Origin of the sequence: Ensifer sp. ZNC0028, from assembly GCF_000799055.1 — a bacterium.
GTDB lineage: Bacteria > Pseudomonadota > Alphaproteobacteria > Rhizobiales > Rhizobiaceae > Ensifer.
In genome coordinates this window covers 14,915-30,847 of record NZ_JTLA01000100.1, presented here as the reverse complement: position 1 = coordinate 30,847, position 15,933 = coordinate 14,915, and the positions used below count along the sequence as shown (strand labels likewise).

General features: G+C 63.8%; 15 protein-coding genes and 1 other RNA gene. 7 read left to right on the top strand and 9 right to left on the bottom strand.

Features of this window, described 5'->3' with window-relative positions; translation table 11 throughout:
• Positions 1–3 precede the first annotated feature (3 nt).
• The 6 genes from hflC to L981_RS22730 form a co-directional block, all read right to left on the bottom strand.
• Complete coding sequence (gene hflC, locus L981_RS22755; protein WP_043621493.1) at positions 4–924, bottom strand: protease modulator HflC; 921 nt, start codon at positions 922–924, stop codon at positions 4–6.
• Complete coding sequence (gene hflK, locus L981_RS22750; protein ID WP_034792611.1) at positions 921–2,039, bottom strand: FtsH protease activity modulator HflK; 1,119 nt, start codon at positions 2,037–2,039, stop codon at positions 921–923. Before hflK ends, hflC begins: the two co-directional genes overlap by 4 nt.
• Before the next feature lie 156 nt (positions 2,040–2,195).
• Entirely contained in the window at positions 2,196–2,732 is a 537-nt protein-coding gene (locus L981_RS22745) for a dihydrofolate reductase (RefSeq protein ID WP_043621490.1), read from the bottom strand.
• Positions 2,725–3,330 (bottom strand): glutathione S-transferase, encoded by a 606-nt coding sequence (locus L981_RS22740; protein WP_043621487.1) that lies wholly within the window; start codon positions 3,328–3,330, stop codon positions 2,725–2,727. Before L981_RS22740 ends, L981_RS22745 begins: the two co-directional genes overlap by 8 nt.
• A 167-nt stretch (positions 3,331–3,497) precedes the next feature.
• Positions 3,498–4,292, bottom strand: a complete 795-nt coding sequence (locus L981_RS22735) for a thymidylate synthase (protein WP_043621484.1) — start codon at positions 4,290–4,292, stop codon at positions 3,498–3,500.
• Between the two features lie 99 nt (positions 4,293–4,391).
• A complete protein-coding gene (locus tag L981_RS22730) occupies positions 4,392–4,700 on the bottom strand; it encodes a DUF2853 family protein (protein WP_043621481.1) in 309 nt (102 codons plus the stop codon).
• Between the two features lie 146 nt (positions 4,701–4,846).
• On the opposite strand from L981_RS22730, the gene ssrA reads away from it, so the two are divergent.
• The 5 genes from ssrA (at position 4,847) to L981_RS22710 (ending at position 7,468) form a co-directional block, all read left to right on the top strand.
• Positions 4,847–5,205: a transfer-messenger RNA gene (gene ssrA / locus L981_RS33980) on the top strand.
• A 139-nt stretch (positions 5,206–5,344) separates the two neighbouring features.
• Positions 5,345–5,857 (top strand): SspB family protein, encoded by a 513-nt coding sequence (locus L981_RS22725; RefSeq protein ID WP_043621479.1) that lies wholly within the window; start codon positions 5,345–5,347, stop codon positions 5,855–5,857.
• Positions 5,858–5,875: 18 nt separating this feature from the next.
• Positions 5,876–6,088 carry a DUF4169 family protein gene (locus L981_RS22720; protein WP_043621476.1) on the top strand — a complete coding sequence of 71 codons (213 nt, stop codon included), beginning with the start codon at positions 5,876–5,878 and terminating at the stop codon, positions 6,086–6,088.
• A gap of 88 nt (positions 6,089–6,176) precedes the next feature.
• Positions 6,177–6,413 (top strand): ribbon-helix-helix domain-containing protein, encoded by a 237-nt coding sequence (locus L981_RS22715; RefSeq protein WP_043621473.1) that lies wholly within the window; start codon positions 6,177–6,179, stop codon positions 6,411–6,413.
• A 266-nt stretch (positions 6,414–6,679) separates the two neighbouring features.
• On the top strand, positions 6,680–7,468 hold the full coding sequence (locus L981_RS22710) for a hypothetical protein (protein ID WP_156134195.1): 789 nt from the start codon (positions 6,680–6,682) through the stop codon (positions 7,466–7,468).
• Between the two features lie 74 nt (positions 7,469–7,542).
• Here the strand turns inward: L981_RS22710 and L981_RS22705 are convergent, their stop codons facing one another.
• The 3 genes from L981_RS22705 to L981_RS22695 all read right to left on the bottom strand — a co-directional run bounded on the left by L981_RS22705 (position 7,543) and on the right by L981_RS22695 (position 14,720).
• Positions 7,543–8,877 carry a TadE/TadG family type IV pilus assembly protein gene (locus tag L981_RS22705; protein WP_043621470.1) on the bottom strand — a complete coding sequence of 445 codons (1,335 nt, stop codon included), beginning with the start codon at positions 8,875–8,877 and terminating at the stop codon, positions 7,543–7,545.
• 458 nt (positions 8,878–9,335) lie between these two features.
• Positions 9,336–13,082, bottom strand: coding sequence for an AsmA-like C-terminal region-containing protein (locus L981_RS22700; protein ID WP_082006126.1), 3,747 nt, complete (start codon positions 13,080–13,082; stop codon positions 9,336–9,338).
• Between the two features lie 231 nt (positions 13,083–13,313).
• Complete coding sequence (locus tag L981_RS22695; protein WP_043621467.1) at positions 13,314–14,720, bottom strand: FAD-binding oxidoreductase; 1,407 nt, start codon at positions 14,718–14,720, stop codon at positions 13,314–13,316.
• 399 nt (positions 14,721–15,119) lie between these two features.
• Here L981_RS22695 and L981_RS34665 point away from each other — a divergent pair, with 399 nt between their 5' ends.
• Both L981_RS34665 and L981_RS22690 read left to right on the top strand, forming a co-directional pair.
• Complete coding sequence (locus L981_RS34665) at positions 15,120–15,296, top strand: hypothetical protein (RefSeq protein ID WP_156134193.1); 177 nt, start codon at positions 15,120–15,122, stop codon at positions 15,294–15,296.
• Between the two features lie 191 nt (positions 15,297–15,487).
• Positions 15,488–15,922 (top strand): DUF1772 domain-containing protein, encoded by a 435-nt coding sequence (locus tag L981_RS22690; RefSeq protein WP_043621463.1) that lies wholly within the window; start codon positions 15,488–15,490, stop codon positions 15,920–15,922.
• Positions 15,923–15,933 lie beyond the last annotated feature (11 nt).

Sequence of the window (15,933 nt, the reverse complement as noted above, 5' to 3'; positions counted from 1 at the left end):
CGCCTAGTTTCCGGCCGGCTGCTGCGCAGGTGCAGCCGGTGCGGTGCCTTCCGAGTCATTGAAGAAACGGAAGAATTCGGAATGCGGCGACAGCACCAGCGTCGTGTCGGGGCTACCGATCGACTGGGTATAGGCCGTCATCGAACGGTAGAATTCGAAGAACTTCGGATCGCGCGCAAAGGCGTCGGCAAAGGTCTTCGTCCGTTCGGCTTCGCCCTCACCGCGCAGGATTTCCGAATCGCGCTGGGCGTCGGCGACGATCTCGACGACCTGACGGTCGGCGATGGCGCGGCGGCGCTGACCCTCTTCGTTACCGCGGGCGCGGATCAGTTCGGCTTCCGCCAGACGTTCGGCCTTCATGCGGTCGTAGGTCTGCTGCGAAACTTCCTGCGTCAGGTCGGTACGACGGATGCGGACGTCCTCGATGTTGAGGCCGAGCGACTCGGCATCGCCTTTGAGGTCGGCGCGAACTTCACGCATCATCGATGCGCGCTCGTCCGAAAGGGCCGCCTCAAAGCCACGCAGACCGTAGACGCGACGCAGCGATGCGTCGAGACGGGTGCGCAGGCGCGATTCCGCGGAATCGCGGTCGCCCGAGACCGTTTCGCGGAAGCGACGGGGATCGGAGATCTTGTAGACGACGAAGGCGTCGACTTCATAGAACTTGCCGCCCGAGACCTGGACACGGATGTTGTCGAGGTCGAAGCGCAGCGCCTGGTCTTCGACGTACTGGACGCGGTCGGCATCCATGAAGGCGAAGGGCAGCTTGAAGTAGAGGCCCGGCTGGCTCTTGACGTCCTTGATCTGACCGAAGCGAACGACGATCGCCTGCTGGCGCTCGTTGACGACGAAGACCGAGGAATAGATGCCGACGAAGACGACGGCGAGCAGGATCAGGATAACGGAGGTACGATTGTTGATCACTGGCCTGCTCCCGAAACTGCTGCGGCACCCGACGTCGTCGGACGACCGATTTCATTCAGCGGCAGATATGGCAGAACGCCCTGCCCGTTCTTCTCGTCGATGATGACCTTCTTCGACTTGCCGAGAACGCCCTGCATGGTTTCGAGATAGAGACGCTTGCGGGTCACGTCAGGCGCCTTGGAGTACTCGTCGTAGACGGAGATGAAGCGCTGCGCCTCACCCTGCGCTTCCTTGACGACACGGTCCTTGTAGGCGGCCGCTTCTTCGCGGATCTGCGCACCCTGACCGCGTGCCTTGCCGAGCACCTGGTTGGCATACTGGTTGGCTTCTTCGACGAAGCGGTCTTCGTCCTGTTCGGCGCGCTGCACTTCGTCGAACGCATCGGCCACTTCGCGCGGCGGTGCGGCGTCCTCGATCGCGACCGTGTTGACGGAAACGCCGGTACCGTAGGTGTCCATCGTTGCCTGGATCGTGCTCTTCACGTCCGCGGCGATCGCCTGACGGTTGTCACGGAAGATGTCCTGCGCCGGACGGCGGCCGACGACTTCGCGCATCGCGCTTTCGGCGACCTGCTGCAGCGTGTCGGACGGGTTCTCGACGTTGAACAGGTAAGCCTTCGGATCAGTGACCGAATAAAGCACCGAGAACTGGACGTTGACGATGTTCTGGTCGCCGGTCAGCATCAGGCCGGAATTCGACTGACCGCTGGAGCGCCCGCCGATGTTCTGCTGCTGCTCGGTGATCTTGACGAATTCGACGGTCTCGAATGGCCAGAAATGATAATGCAGGCCAGGCATCGAGATCTCGTCCTTCGGCTTGCCGAAGCGCATCTCGACGCCGCGCTCGTCCGGCTGCACCGTGTAGATCGAATTGATCAGGACAAAACCGACGATCAGCAGGCCGATAATGGCGAAGACGCCACCATTGAAGCCGCCGGGAACGACGTTCTTAAGCTGGTCCTGGCCACGGCGGATGATCTCTTCCAGATCCGGCGGGCCGCCCTTGCCGCCACGAGGCCGGTTTGGCCCCTGGCCCCAGGGACCTCCCTGATTGCCGCCACCGCCGCCGCCGCCCCATGGGCCACCGCCGCCGCCATTCTGATTGCTCCAGGGCATCAAAACCTCTCTTTTGAATACTTCCCACGCAAAACGGCCGCGCCACCGCACGGTCGTTTATGATGTGAAACCGTTATAGGTATCACCCGCACCGCTTTCAACGCGATAGACCCGAGTTCACCGTAAATGGTTCAAAATAGTTGACGATCCGCCGCGTCAGGCTGTCGCACGCCGCTTAAACGTGACGAAATGCATGGCGTGGCTGTCCTTCTCACCCTGCGGCAGATCCTCTTCAAACACCTTCTCGAACACGCCGAGATCGATATCGGGGAAGCGCGTATCGCCATCCACGGTCGCCTGAACCTCGGTCACATGCAGGATATCGGCCAGCGCAATCGACTGGCGATAGATCTCGCCACCGCCGATCACGCAGATCTCGTCCACGCCCGCAGCCTGCGCCTCTCGGCCCGCAAGCGCGATCGCCGCATCGAGCGACGGCACGACACTTGCCCCTTCCGCGACAAAATCCGCGTTGCGGGTGATGACGATATTGGCGCGGCCGGGAAGCGGGCGCCCGAGCGACGCCCAGGTCTTGCGCCCCATGATCACGGGCTTGCCGATCGTCAGCGCCTTGAAGCGCTTGAGATCGGTTGAAAGCCGCCAGGGCAGATCGCCATCGCGGCCGATGACGCCGTTGGCGGCAACGGCGACGACGATCGATATCTTCGGATGAGTGGTCTTCGTTTCAGTCATGGAACCCGTTCGGTTTGCTGTCGATTTCTCTGGCCCGGTCATGGGCGGCCCGGTCCGTCACGACGCGGATGTAGCGATCGACGACCGTGCTTTCCGGCAGTAACTTGCGCATCCACTGCAGCGCGCTTGCTAGAAGCAGGTCGGCCGCGCTCATCGTTTCGCCGAGCAGATAGGTCTGGCGGGTGAGCACGTCGATCACATGGGCGCACATTTCGCTATAGAGCCGTGCCTGCGCCGGGTTGTTGATGGTCGCGCCCGAGATATGGGCGAGCGCCGTCGGCTCGATCACGCCCGCATAATAGGCAAGCCAGGAGAGATAGGCGCCGCGCTCCTTGTGTCCGGGCGGCCGGCCGAGGCTGCTGTTGGGATGAAGGTCGGTGAGATATTGCACGACCGCGGCCGACTCCCAGATCACCGCGCCATTATGAATGAGCGCCGGCACCTGCTTGTGCGGATGCGGATTGTTGTCGTCGGGCGCGCCGGACCCGTCCCAGCGGCGGATCGAGACGTAGCGGATCTCGTATTCCGCGCCCAGCTCCTCAAGCAGCCAGATGATGCGCGAGGATCGCGACAGCGGCGCATGGACGAGTGTGAGCATCGATACCTCCCTTGGACGACAGCCCTCCCCGGCCGCCCCTCAGCTTTGGATTGCCGGCCCTTGCCCTATGGGCGACGGAAGCACCTGCCCCGCCCGAAGGGTGGCGCGGCATCGGCATCGAGAAGAATTCAGAAATGCGGACCGGCCACCCGCAGCATCAGGATATGTCAGACGGCGATCGGCGCCTTGATCGATGAATCGGCTTCGTAGCCGACGAGCGTAAAGTCTTCGAAACGGAAGGAAAAGAGATCTTTCACGTCAGGATTGATTTCCATCCGCGGCAGCGCCTTCGGCGTGCGGGTGAGCTGCAGCCGGGCCTGTTCGAAATGGTTGTGGTAAATGTGTGCGTCGCCGAGCGTGTGCACGAAATCGCCCGGCTTCAGGCCCGTCACCTGCGCCACCATCATCGTCAAAAGCGCATAGGAGGCGATGTTGAAGGGCACGCCGAGAAAGATGTCGGCCGAGCGTTGGTACAGCTGGCAGGACAGCTTGCCGTCGGAGACGTAAAACTGGAACAGGCAATGGCAGGGCGGCAGCGCCATCTCGTCGACCAGCGCCGGGTTCCAGGCCGAGACGATGTGGCGCCGCGAATTCGGGTTGGTCTTCAGGCTTTCGACGAGGCCGGCAATCTGGTCGATGTGGCGTCCGTCCGGCGCCGGCCAGGAACGCCACTGGTAGCCGTAGACCGGGCCGAGGTCGCCGTTCTCGTCGGCCCATTCGTCCCAGATGGTGACGCCGTTTTCCTTGAGGTAGCCGATATTGGTATCGCCCTTCAGGAACCACAGCAGTTCATGGATGATCGAGCGCAGGTGCAGCTTCTTGGTCGTCAGCACCGGGAAGCCTTCGGAAAGGTCGAAGCGCATCTGGTGGCCGAAAACCGAGCGCGTGCCCGTTCCGGTCCGGTCGCCCCGGTCGGATCCGTTGGTCATCACATGGTCGAGAAGGTCGAGATATTGCTGCATGGTCTGGCGCCGCCGATTCGTATTCTCCCTAAATTTAGGACGAAGCCGGCGGCGAACCAATGACCACGGGACGATTATCCCGGATAATTCGGCGGGGCGCTACAAGGTCTGCAGCTTGCCGAGGTTCTTGGCCACCAGATAATAGAAGGTGACGCGCGATTTCGACCGGTCCGCCGACATCGCCTTGACGGTGGCGTCGATCGCACTGTCCGCATCGGCGCCGCTGATGCCGAGCTTCTTTTCGCACCATTTCTCCCTGACCCGCTCGAGCTCCTTCGGATCCGAGGCCGAAACGAGCGAGGAATCCCGGTTGCGAAGCGCAATGCCAAGGTGGCGCACGATCTTGTTGACAATCGCTTCGTCGGCGCCGCTGTCGTATTTCTGCACATCTGCGAGGTAGTCCGTCATGAGGCCTCCAGCTTGCTTTGCTTTTCGAAATTGCAGCCGGGCAATGCCGGCCGCGTGGCAGCAGCGGGAGTTTTTCACGGATGCCGGTCAAGTCAAGGCAGTTCGGCGCGAGCCAGTCCGGGAGAAAGTCATATATCCGACACATCCCCCTTTTCTTGAGCCCCGGAAAGACCTATATGAACCCTGCCGTCTTCGGGCGGCTATGGCAATAAACGGGCGATGAAATAAACCCATTGGACCCGGGGGCGGTACCCGGCGCCTCCACCAAAAACCGATCTTCCGGGATCGGCTTTTGATGGGGGCGAAATAGGATCGACAAGGGCGTAAAGATCGACTTTTTGCTCGGCATTGTACCACCGTTATCGGGCTAAACTTATAGTTGCAAACGACAACTATGCTGAAGCACGTCTCGCTGCTTAATCGCGGTGCGACACTTCAAATCAAGTCCTTCCGGGTAGCACCGTAAGGCGGGGTCCGAAGGCACCTGGCAACAGAAGCCTTCACCTTCTCCCCCGCTTCGAAATGGTCTATAGATGCTTGAATAATTGACTCGTCTGCTTCAGACGGGCAATGAAAAGCCGACGGCAAGACGTCGTGCCGGCAGCCGACAAGTAAGATTGAGTTCGAGGAAAGACGGGACACTCATGGGCCAGGACCACATCCGCTACGACATTCTGGCACAGGACGCGCTCCGCAGCGTCATCCGCAAGGTTTTGACCGAAGTCGCGACGACCGGCCACCTGCCGGGCGAACACCATTTCTTCATCACCTTCCTCACCGGCGCGCCGGGCGTGCGCATCTCGCAGCACCTGAAAGCCAAGTATCCCGAACAGATGACCATCGTCGTCCAGCACCAGTTCTGGGAGCTGAAGGTCACGGACGTCGGCTTCGAGATCGGCCTCTCCTTCTCCGACACGCCGGAACGGCTGGTCATCCCGTTCAACGCCATCCGCGGCTTCTACGACCCCTCGGTCAATTTCGAACTGGAGTTCGACGTGGCGGCCGGCGAGGAGGAAGAACAGGAATCGGCGGAGATCACCGCCTACCCCGTTCCGGAAGAAAATGCCGAGACCTCGGCCAAGGACGACAAGCCCACCGAGCCGAAGAACGGCGGCGGCTCCGTCGTCTCGCTCGATTCCTTCCGCAAGAAGAACTGATCCGAGGAGCCGCGGCTCATGACCGGCGACGTCGTCAATCTGCGCCAGTTCCGCAAGCGCCGCGAGCGCACGGAAAAGGAAAAGCAGGCCGAGCAGAACCGCATCTCCTTCGGCCGTACCAAGGCCGAAAAATCCCTGACGAAGGCGCTGAACGACAAGGCGGAAACCCGCCTTGACCAGGGCCGCATCGAGCGCCCTGCCGCAGACGAAGGCGACGCCGGCAAGGACTGAGCCCGCAAAAGCGATTCCGGAGCAAGGACTTGCGGCGATGTCCGGACTCGATATGCCAATCCCTTGAATCAATCTCTAAGGCCGGGCGATGATCCGTAAGCACTCCGCGACGCTCCACGGCCACCGCACCAGCTTCTCGCTCGAAGACGCCTTCTGGCAGGAACTGAAGACGATTGCCGCAAAGCGAACGATGCCGCTTGCCCAGCTGATCGCCGAGATCGACGACCAGCGCACGCCCGACAGCAACCTCTCCTCGGCACTGCGCGTCTATGTGCTCGAATGGCTGAAATCGAACGTGCCTGCCCTCTCTACCGAGCCGCGCTGATCCCGCCACAGCCCGGACCACGGGCCAGAATCCGCCTCATCAGAGCCCACGCGACTGTGTGGCGCCCGCAACAGCAGGGGCCATTTCGTCAGCCAAGGATTGCACTGGCGGTGGAAATTGGTTGTTTTCGGAATCGCTTATATAAAGATGGCCATGTTGGAGGCGGCGGCTTCTGCCGTCGATACGCACAACTCTTATGAGTAAGCAGGACCGGACGGAAAACGCGCGCATCGTTTCCCAGGGACTGCGCAAGCGGGAGGCGTTTCATGAGTATCTCTACGCGACTGGGCCTTGCGGCCTGCCTGAGCCTGGTTCCCTTTCTGCCTGTTCATGCCGCCGATATCACGCCGCTGATGGCGCCCGCGGCCCCCGTGGAAGAAACCGAGAGCGGCTGGCAATTCACCTTCGCGCCCTATTTCTGGATGGCGGGTCTCTCCGGCGACACAGCGCAATTCGGGCTCCCGACCGTTCACATCGATTCAAGCTTCAGCGACATCTGGAGCAATCTCGACTTCGCCGCCATGGCAACCCTGGAGGCGCGAAAGGACCGGTTCAGCATCTTTGGCGACCTGATTTATACGAAGCTCTCCGGCGACGGCAAAGCGCGTGGCATCTTCACCGATACCGTCGATGTGGAATCGGAGACCTTCGCCGGCCTCATCGGTGTCGGTTACACGGTCTTTGAGGATCAGAACTCGCATCTCGACGTGGTCGGCGGCGCCAGGATCTGGTCGGTCAACACCACCATGTCCTTCCAGGGCGGCCCGCTCGACGGTATCAGCCGCGATGACCGCAAGACCTGGGTCGACGGCATGGTGGGCGTGCGCGGCAACTACTTCTTCACCCCGGAAATATACCTGACCGGCTGGGGCCTGGTCGGTGGCGGCGGCGCCGACGTCGACTGGGACGTCGGCCTTGGCCTCGGCTACCGTTTCAACGACACGATCTCGGCGATTGCCGGTTATCGAGCGCTGGGCGTCAACTACGACAATGACGGCTTCATCTTCGACGTGGTCCAGCAAGGTCCAATCCTCGGACTGTCCATCCGCTTCTGAGGGCAAAGCGCGCCTGGACACCGGCAAGCCATCACGCCGCCGGCCCAACGGCCGGAGGCAAGATGCGTCCGTCGTTATCGCACCAGCCGGATCGCACCTGGATTGTTGATGGTGGTGTTGGCCAGCACCGCCTTGCAATCCAGCTTGAAGCTGCTGTTGCCGATCATGGTGATCTCCTGGGCGACGATGCGCACGCATTCACCGCCGGTCGATCCGTTGCCGGCATACTGGATCTCGCGCGACGCCGGCATGTAGATGATGCCGGCGAGCGACGAGGCGCTGTTGCCGTTGATGGTGGCGGTGGCCGTGTTGTTACGCCCGGCGACGATCGAGAAGCCGGCCCAGTCGCCGGTCGTCGGCGCGCTGACCTGGAAGGTCGCCCCGCCGTGAATGTCGAGCTGGGCGCCGTTCAGGAGGAAGAAGGTGACCCCTTCGGCGCTCAGCACCGACTGGCTGGTAAATTTCAGGCTGCCGCCGTCGATGATGTAGTTGCCGGGCCTCAGAAGAACCCTCCCCTTGATCTCGAGCGCGCCATAGGTGCCGGGCTTCAACTCGACGCGGTAGGTGTCGGGCGCGTTGTTCGGCGTCTTGCCGGTGCCGTTGCAGTCGCCGTTGCCGCCACCGCCGCCGACGAAATTCTGGCCGCAGCCGGCAACGCTCACCCAACCTCCCGTGGTCGGCATTTTCTTCGACCGGAAGGGGTCGGGAATCGGGGCCACCTCCTCGACCGCCTTGCCGCAGGCAAGCTGGAGATTGGCGAGCGTCGCCGACACCTTGCCGGCGGCATAGAGACACTCGGCCTTGAGCGTGGCCGAGCCGCTGAGATAGATCGACTGCGCGTCGGTGGAGTTCGACGTGATCGTGCAGCCGGACGTGTCGACGCTTGCCCCGCCGCTGACCTCGAAGGCTCGGCTCGCCGTCGGGTGCAGAGCCAGGATGCAAGCCTCCCGCCCCGGCATGCGCGCGGCAACGCTTTCCCGGTCGATCGTATAGGGCTGCAGCCCGAAGAAGAGCGGATTGTATTTCAGCGCGTAGGCCGCGGTCGCCGTGGTCTCGACGCCGGCGGCGCCGAAGGCGATCTGCACCGGCGCGGCCGCCACCGACACGCCGCTCTCCGTGCCGATCTGATCGACGGCCTCCGCCTGGCCGAAATTGGCGAAAAAGACGTTGTTGGCGAGATCCCTGGCACTGGCCTCGGTCTCCCCCTCGCCGTAGGATTTGACCGCCGAAAAGGCGGCAGCATCGAGCGCCGTCTGCATCTTGGCGGCCTCGAGGTTGATCCGCGCCAGGTTGATGGCGATCGACGCGGCACTCAGCAGCGGCACCGCTATCAGCGCGGTCAGAACGGTAAAGTTGCCCTTCTCGTCCGCAAGGATGCGGGCGGCTCTCTTCCGCAAATTGTAGCGCATCTCTGATCGTAGCCCCTCAGCAGACGGCGACGCGCCGCTCAGGTCAATCCGGAGCGATCGACGTCATCCTTCCCATGCGCCGATTAACGACGCGGCCCGCAAGCCGCGCCCCCTGCCCCATCCAACGCAAATTGCTAATTTAGCGATCAATAGTGGAGGATGTGCTTCAGAATTCGTTAAAACTCTGCCGATCCCTTCGCGCGCCACGATGCGCCGGATGAACGCCGGTTCGATGAACCACCTTCGAAATCTGAAGCTGAAGCACGTCGCAAAGCTGCGCAGCCGTTTGCGATAACGGCATGCGAAGCATCAAAGACCGAAAGCGCAGAGAGCGAGGCTAGGATCGCGATGGGCTTCAGGGGCCGCCAGCCAAGGATGGGATCACGGCCGCCTGCGCAAGCGGCGGCACATCTCCGGCCCCGAAAGCACGGGGCCGTCGTGCTCCGCGCAATCGCCTGCTACTGCACCGTGACGTCGGGCAGGACGTCGAAGTTGAGCTTCTGTCCGGGAGGGGTGCCGGTGGCTCCGTCCGGTTGGGTCTGGGGGTTCGGCCCCGTCTGCGGCTGGCCCTGGACGGCGCTGCGCGCTGCCTCTGCCGCCCGGCGTGCAGCTTCCGCCTGCCGCTCCGCTTCGGCCTTCCGTTCGGCCTCTGCGCGCGCATCTGCTTCCGCCTTGAGGCGAGCGGCCTCGGCAGCGCCGGCAGCCCGCCGGCGCTCCTCGGCAACAGCGCGTTTGCGCTCCAGTTCCCTTGCCTCGGCCCGCGCCTTGTAAAGCGCGAGTTCGCGGCGAAGGCGTTGCTTCTCCAGCACGTTTGCCTGCAGGATCTCGACCCGCCGGCGCTCGCGCTCGAAAGCGCGCAGCGACAGGAAGTTCGCAAGATCGGCAACGTTGAGATCGACCCCCGGATCTTCCATCAGGCCGGCATAGCCGATGCGCACGCGCGGCTCGGCGCCGGCAAGCGCCTCGTCGCCGGGCCGGAAGGTCAGGTCGATACCGGCGTCGATACGGCCCGCCGCAAGGTCCAGCGAGGCCTCGCCGGTCATCGCCGCGTTGCCGTCGCCGGCCGTCACGTTCTGCGCTCGCAGCACCCCGCCGGCAATGCTGAAGGGCGCCTTGACGACGCCGACCAGCGACTGGCCAGAGAAGATGGTCGCCTCCGCGGCACCCTTGATTGCGTCCGCCGAGATCTGCGTCTTCAGCGCATCGGCGGCTGCGATCAGCTGCGGCAGCGCCCCGCTGTTGATGCCGGCAAGCGTCATGCCGTTGAAGGTTGCCGTACCCGAGCCGCTTGCCGAATGCGCCATCGCCTCGGGCGTCGCACCCGAAGCCTCAAGCGCTACGGAAAGATCGAAGGTCCCGGTCGCGACCGGCGTGCCCGCATGGGCCCAGCCCGCCTGCGCAAGGTCACCGCCCTTGACGTCCAGGCGCGAGCGCAGGAAGCCAGAGCCGTTGGCATTGCCGATCTGCACGCGTCCGGCGAGCTTGCCGCCCAGCCAGTCGCCGGCCGCATCGGTCAATGCGACCTCGTCACCCTTCCATTCCATCTTGCCGGCAAAGCTCGTGACCGCGCCATAAACGCCCGGCCAGAATTTGCCCGCCTGCACGTCCAGCGCCACGTTGAGACCGGTCCAGGCCGGCTGCGCCAGAGCCCCCTTCGAAAAGGCCCCGTTCGAATCCTCGATCGGGCCGAGGACGCCCTCGCCGAGCCAGGCAAGATCGAGCGTGTCGAGCGTCAGTTGTCCGCTGGCCGCGCCAGGCGTCTTGCGGTCGATCGTCAGATTGCCGCTAAAGCCGTTATGGTCGGCCTTGCCCTCGACGGTGGTGAGCGCGATGGTTTCGGGCGTCGTCGCGATATCGGCGGAGACGGTCAGCGGCAGGCCGCTGCCCATCTGCGGCACGGCCACGCCCTGGAGCAGAAGATAGGGCTCCAGGTCCTGGGTCTGCAGCGTCACCTTCGCCTGACCTTCCAGGAAATGATCGCGGGAAAGATCGACGCTGCCCTTGGCGGCAAGCGAGGTCTTCTCGGTGGTAAAGGTAACCGTGCCGTTCGCCGTCGGTCCGTCGGTGCTTTGCAGCTTGACCGAGAGAATGCCGTTGGCATCCGCATCGAACGGCAAGGGATCGAAACCCGTCTGGCCAAGCAGCAGCCGCGTCTCTGGGTTTTCGAGCGTCGCTTCCAAAAGCATCGCCTTGCCGGTCAGAGCCTGCGCCATGTCGGGCGCCTGGTAGCTGGCGGCGATCTTGGTGCCGTTGGCGGTCCCGAAGATTCCGAAGGTCGCGGGCGCGTTGCCTTCCTTGTTGCCGGCCGTCAGCGTCACGTCGAAGGCCGTGTCGCTGTAATAGGGGCCGGCCTTGATCAGCTGCCTGAGCGCCGGGTGATTGACCGCGTGGCGGCCGATCATTTCCAGGAACGGCGTCAGATTCTTGGCCGCAAGCTTCATCTTGGCCGAGACGACGGGCTTGTCGAGGTCGCCGCTGGCCCGCCCGGAAAAGGCGAGCTGCGCGCCGGCAAGCGAGCCGATCGCCACGCGCTCGGCCTGGAGCTGGCCGTTCTTAAGCGTCAGCACCGCCTGCACGTCCTGCGCCTCCTCGCCGAAGGCGGAAAACTCGTCGGCCGAAAGATCGGCGGCAATCGCATGCTGCAGCAAGGTGTCGGTGGAAGCGTCGCCCGCCACCAGCCCGGTCAGCGCCTGCAGCGCCTCAAAATCGATGCGGTTGCCCTTCAGCTGCAGCGAGAGGTTCGGTTGCTGGTCGGCGAAGGACTGCCGCTCGAGCCGGCCCTTGAGGCTCGCCTCGTCGGCCGCCACTTCGAGGTTCTCGAACTGCTGCAAGGTATCGGTCAGGTTCACCTTGGCCGAAAAGCCGGCGGTCCTGAGCTTGCGGATCGCCGGATCGACGGAGCCCGCCAGCCAGTTGGCAAGGCCGGAAGGCTGGTTGGAGGCAAGCAAGAGGTCGCCGCGGAAACTGCGCTGTCCCTTGAGGTTCAGCCGCCCCTTGGCTTCGAGCTGCGTGCGCCCCGGCAGCAGCGCCACGACATTGTCGATCACCCAGCCGGCGCCATCGGGCTGTACGTCGATGCGCACGTCGCGCACGGTCGTATCGCCAACGACGATCGCAGGCAGCTTCAGGCTGGCGCGGCCGGGCACCTGCGGGATGGGAATGTCGGCGGCGATCGCCAGCATGGCTTCGAGCCGCTGGCGCATCGAGATTGCCGGATCGCGGCCGGTCTTGTTGTTGCGGCTCGGGCCGATGCGGCTGACGTCGATCTGCTGGCCGTCGGCGATCAGCAGGAATTTCTGGTCCTTGCCGGTATCGAGCGTCGCCTCGCCGGTGACCACATAGGGATCGTCCGACGGGCCGATTTCGAAGCGGTATTCCGGGACGCGGATGCTCTCGTTGGTCAGCTGGAAGTTGCCGTTGATGCGTAGCGGCGCCCGCCCGTCCGCATCCTTCGTCTCGCCCTGCGGCCGGTTCTCCGTCAGCGTGAAGCGGCCGCTATAGACAGGCCTGAAATCGACGATGCGCAGCGAGCCGTCGGTCTCGACGCCGAAGGGGCGCTTGTCGGGTGTCACGCGCGCCTTCAGGCTGAGCGTACCCGCCTCGTCCACCTCGTTGCTGGTCAAGGAAAAACTGCCGGCTTCGCCATCGAGCGCGGCGCGCCCCTCGACCTTCCAGGGCCCGGCGAGCGTGCGGGCCGAAATGTCTGCGGCAAGTCCGCTCACGCGGCGGGTGCGGCCGGTCTGCTCGTCGACGAATTCGATCTGGCCGTTGGTGATCTCGACATTTTCGAGCACGACGGTCTTGGCCGGGATCGAGGCCCGCCGGCCCCTCGCCCAGTCGAGCGTGCCGTCGGGCAGCAGGCGCACCTTGGCTTTCGGGCGGTCAAGCTTCATGTCGAAGATCAAGGCTTCGCCGCTCAGGAACGGCGCAAGTTCGGCGCTCATCGAGAACTGCGCCACCTGGATCAGCGGGTCGCCATCCTCGGCGGCGCCGACGCGCACGTCGTTGAGCGTCACGGTCGGAAACGGGATCAGCCGCGCATCGACGCTTCCATGCACGACGACGGGCTTGCCCATGATGCGGCTTGCCTCGCGCTCGAACTCCTTGCGGAAATCCGTCCAGTCAATGAACCACGGAGCGATCAGCGCCGCAAAGAGCGCAACGACCACAAGTCCACCGACGGCAAGCAGAATTCGCGAAAGCACCGTGCCTATATTCCCATATCAGTTCAGCGGCGCATGGCGCGCCGCGCATCGATTGGAGCGCCAGGACCTGGCGCCCGCCGACAGCGCCGTGTCCAGCACTGTAGCATCTTGATTTGCCGCATAAATCGCCGGGCGTCCATGCCGACATCGGAACTATGCAGTATCACACTTTCGCCCCGGCGCATCGACCCAAAAAAGCGCAACGCCCGACGGTCGCATTCCTTCTCCGCCTCAGGCGAAAATCTTGCCGGGATTGAAGATGTTGTCCGGATCGAGCGAGCGCTTGACCTGCCGCATGAGGTCGAGCGCATCGCCAAGTTCCGCCTCGAGGAACGGCATCTTGCCCTGGCCGATACCATGCTCGCCGGTGCAGGTCCCGTCCATCGCCAGCGCCCGCGCATTGAGGCGCTCGACGAACGCCTCGGCCCGCGCCACGTCGGCCGCATCCTTGTCGTCGAACAGCAGGCCGACATGGAAGTTGCCGTCGCCCGCATGACCGACGATCGGCGCGGTCAGGCCGTGGGCGGCGCTGTCTTCCTGCGTTGCCGCCACGCATTCCGCCAGCCGCGAGATCGGCACGCAAACATCGGTTGACAGGATCGCCGCACCCGGGATCAGGCTCTTTTGCGCCCAGTAGGCATTGTGCCTGGCCTTCCAGAGCCGCGCCCGCTCCTCCGGATTGGTGGTCCAGAGGAAGTCGCTGGCGCCGAACTCCGAGACGATCTCGCCAAACTGGCGCGCCTGCAGTTCGACGCTCTCGGGGCTGCCGTGGAATTCGACGAACAGCGTCGGCGTCTCCTGGTAGGAAAGGCCGGAATAGCCGTTGCAGGCCTTCATCTGCAGCGCATCGAGCAGTTCGATGCGCGCCACCGGAATGCCCGACTGGATGGTCAGGATCACCGCATTGCAGGCGTCTTCGATCGTCGGAAACGGGCAGACGCCGCCGGAAATCACCTCCGGAATGCCCTGCAGCCGAAGCGTGATCGAGGTGATGATGCCGAGCGTGCCTTCGGCTCCGACGAAGAGCCGCGTCAGGTCGTAGCCGGCCGAGGACTTGCGCGCCCGGTGCGCCGTACGGACTTCACGTCCGTCAGCGGTCACCACCGTCAGCGCCAGCACATTGTCCTTCATGGTGCCGTAGCGCACCGCATTGGTGCCGGACGCCCGCGTCGAGGCCATCCCGCCGATCGAGGCGTTGGCGCCGGGATCAATCGGGAAGAACAGGCCGGTGTCACGCAGGTAGGTGTTGAGTTCCTCGCGGGTGATGCCCGGCTCGACGCGGCAGTCGAGATCCTCGGCATTGACCTCGAGCACCTTGTTCATGCGCGAGAGATCGACCGAGATGCCGCCATGGGGCGCGTTGATATGGCCTTCGAGCGAAGAGCCGGTGCCGAACGGGATCAGCGGCACCTTGTGACGGGCGGCGATCTGGACGATCTCGCGAACGTCGCCGGCGCTTTCGGCAAACGCCACGCCATCGGGAAGCTGCGCCGGAATATAGGTGGTGGTGTGGGCGTGCTGGGCGCGGATCGCCTCGCCCGTCTGGAACCGGTCGCCGAAGCGGGCGGAAAGCTTCGCCTTTGCCGCCGCAATCCCCGCCTCGTTTCTCGCGCCAGCCCTGATCGCCTTCAATGCCACGGAAAACGCCCTTCCTCTTGCATTCGCCGCGCTGCCTTTTCGATGTTCGGGAAGCGCAGTCATTTCAAGGCGCTACTGTGCAAATCGGAATCACTTTGTCCAGACGCTCGCCCACTTCCCGCTCACAGTAGCGCAGGAAAACGCCTGACGTGAGACCGGAGTGTCACAAGACTGTATGACAGCGTGGAAAACACCAACGCTGAAAAGCCGACACAATTTGTCCCCGTTTGCCGAAATGTCATTTCCACACCGCGCCGCGCGGTGATCCGTTCGGGAAGTCCTTGCGTATGAAGGCCGAGCGGAAGGACGTGTGACGTGCTTGGAGAGATCGGCAGAAAGCGACTGATGATGCGGTTGCCGCACTTGAGGGGCAGCATCGCGTCGGCATCGTCAGATTGCATGATTGAGCTGTTCTGCAGTTACGAACTTGCGGTCAACATGCGCGACGCACTCGTGTTGGGCGGCGGCCGCCCGGATCTCGCTGACGAATACCGGCAGATCTGCCTCGAACTCGAAGAAGAGGTGGAGGTCGTGCTCTGCGCGACGGCGCTGATCGTGCGGCGTGACGGCACATAGCGCGGGCGGCCCGGTAGACAGAGGGCCTTGCAAACGAGCAAACCGCGTCGCACCAGATTTGCCACTGGCAAAAGGAACGCCTCAGACCGACCGAACTCCGGCACCGCTACGTATGAGAGCGAAGCGGCGGAAACCACCTGCCGTTTGCCCGGCCTTGCGCTATGATATCGGGGTGAAGGAAGGAGAGGCAAATGTTGGGTCTCACCGCTTTGCTCACCGCGTCGGTCTTCTTCGGCGCCGCCATCTACATCACCTGGGCCGAACAGCCGGCACGGCTGCATCTCGACGATCGCGCCGCACTCGTGCAGTGGGTGCCGTCCTATCGCCGCGGCTTCGAGATGCAGGCGACGCTCGCGCTCATCTCGGGCCTGCTTGGCGCCGGCGCCTGGGGGCAGACCGGCCATGTTCTCTGGGGACTGGGCGCCGCGATCATCATCCTCAACTGGCCCTATACGCTGCTCTTCGTCCTGCCGGTCAACCGCCAGCTGGAGGCAGTCCGGCCCGAAGACGCCGGCAACGACAGTCGCGAGCTGCTCAAATATTGGGGCAGGCTCCACGCCGGGCGCAGCGCGCTTGGCGGCCTGGCGGCAGCGATCTTTCTCGTTGCCGCCTGGCTCGAATTGTAAGCCGCCCGCTG

Coding starts and splice junctions, on each gene's coding strand:
- hflK (WP_034792611.1), bottom strand. CDS start 2,039: ATGCCCTGGAGCAATCAGAATGGCGGCGGCGGTGGCCCATGGGGCGGC.
- L981_RS22745 (WP_043621490.1), bottom strand. CDS start 2,732: ATGACTGAAACGAAGACCACTCATCCGAAGATATCGATCGTCGTCGCC.
- L981_RS22740 (WP_043621487.1), bottom strand. CDS start 3,330: ATGCTCACACTCGTCCATGCGCCGCTGTCGCGATCCTCGCGCATCATC.
- L981_RS22735 (WP_043621484.1), bottom strand. CDS start 4,292: ATGCAGCAATATCTCGACCTTCTCGACCATGTGATGACCAACGGATCC.
- L981_RS22730 (WP_043621481.1), bottom strand. CDS start 4,700: ATGACGGACTACCTCGCAGATGTGCAGAAATACGACAGCGGCGCCGAC.
- L981_RS22725 (WP_043621479.1), top strand. CDS start 5,345: ATGGGCCAGGACCACATCCGCTACGACATTCTGGCACAGGACGCGCTC.
- L981_RS22720 (WP_043621476.1), top strand. CDS start 5,876: ATGACCGGCGACGTCGTCAATCTGCGCCAGTTCCGCAAGCGCCGCGAG.
- L981_RS22715 (WP_043621473.1), top strand. CDS start 6,177: ATGATCCGTAAGCACTCCGCGACGCTCCACGGCCACCGCACCAGCTTC.
- L981_RS22710 (WP_156134195.1), top strand. CDS start 6,680: ATGAGTATCTCTACGCGACTGGGCCTTGCGGCCTGCCTGAGCCTGGTT.
- L981_RS22705 (WP_043621470.1), bottom strand. CDS start 8,877: ATGCGCTACAATTTGCGGAAGAGAGCCGCCCGCATCCTTGCGGACGAG.
- L981_RS34665 (WP_156134193.1), top strand. CDS start 15,120: ATGATTGAGCTGTTCTGCAGTTACGAACTTGCGGTCAACATGCGCGAC.
- L981_RS22690 (WP_043621463.1), top strand. CDS start 15,488: ATGTTGGGTCTCACCGCTTTGCTCACCGCGTCGGTCTTCTTCGGCGCC.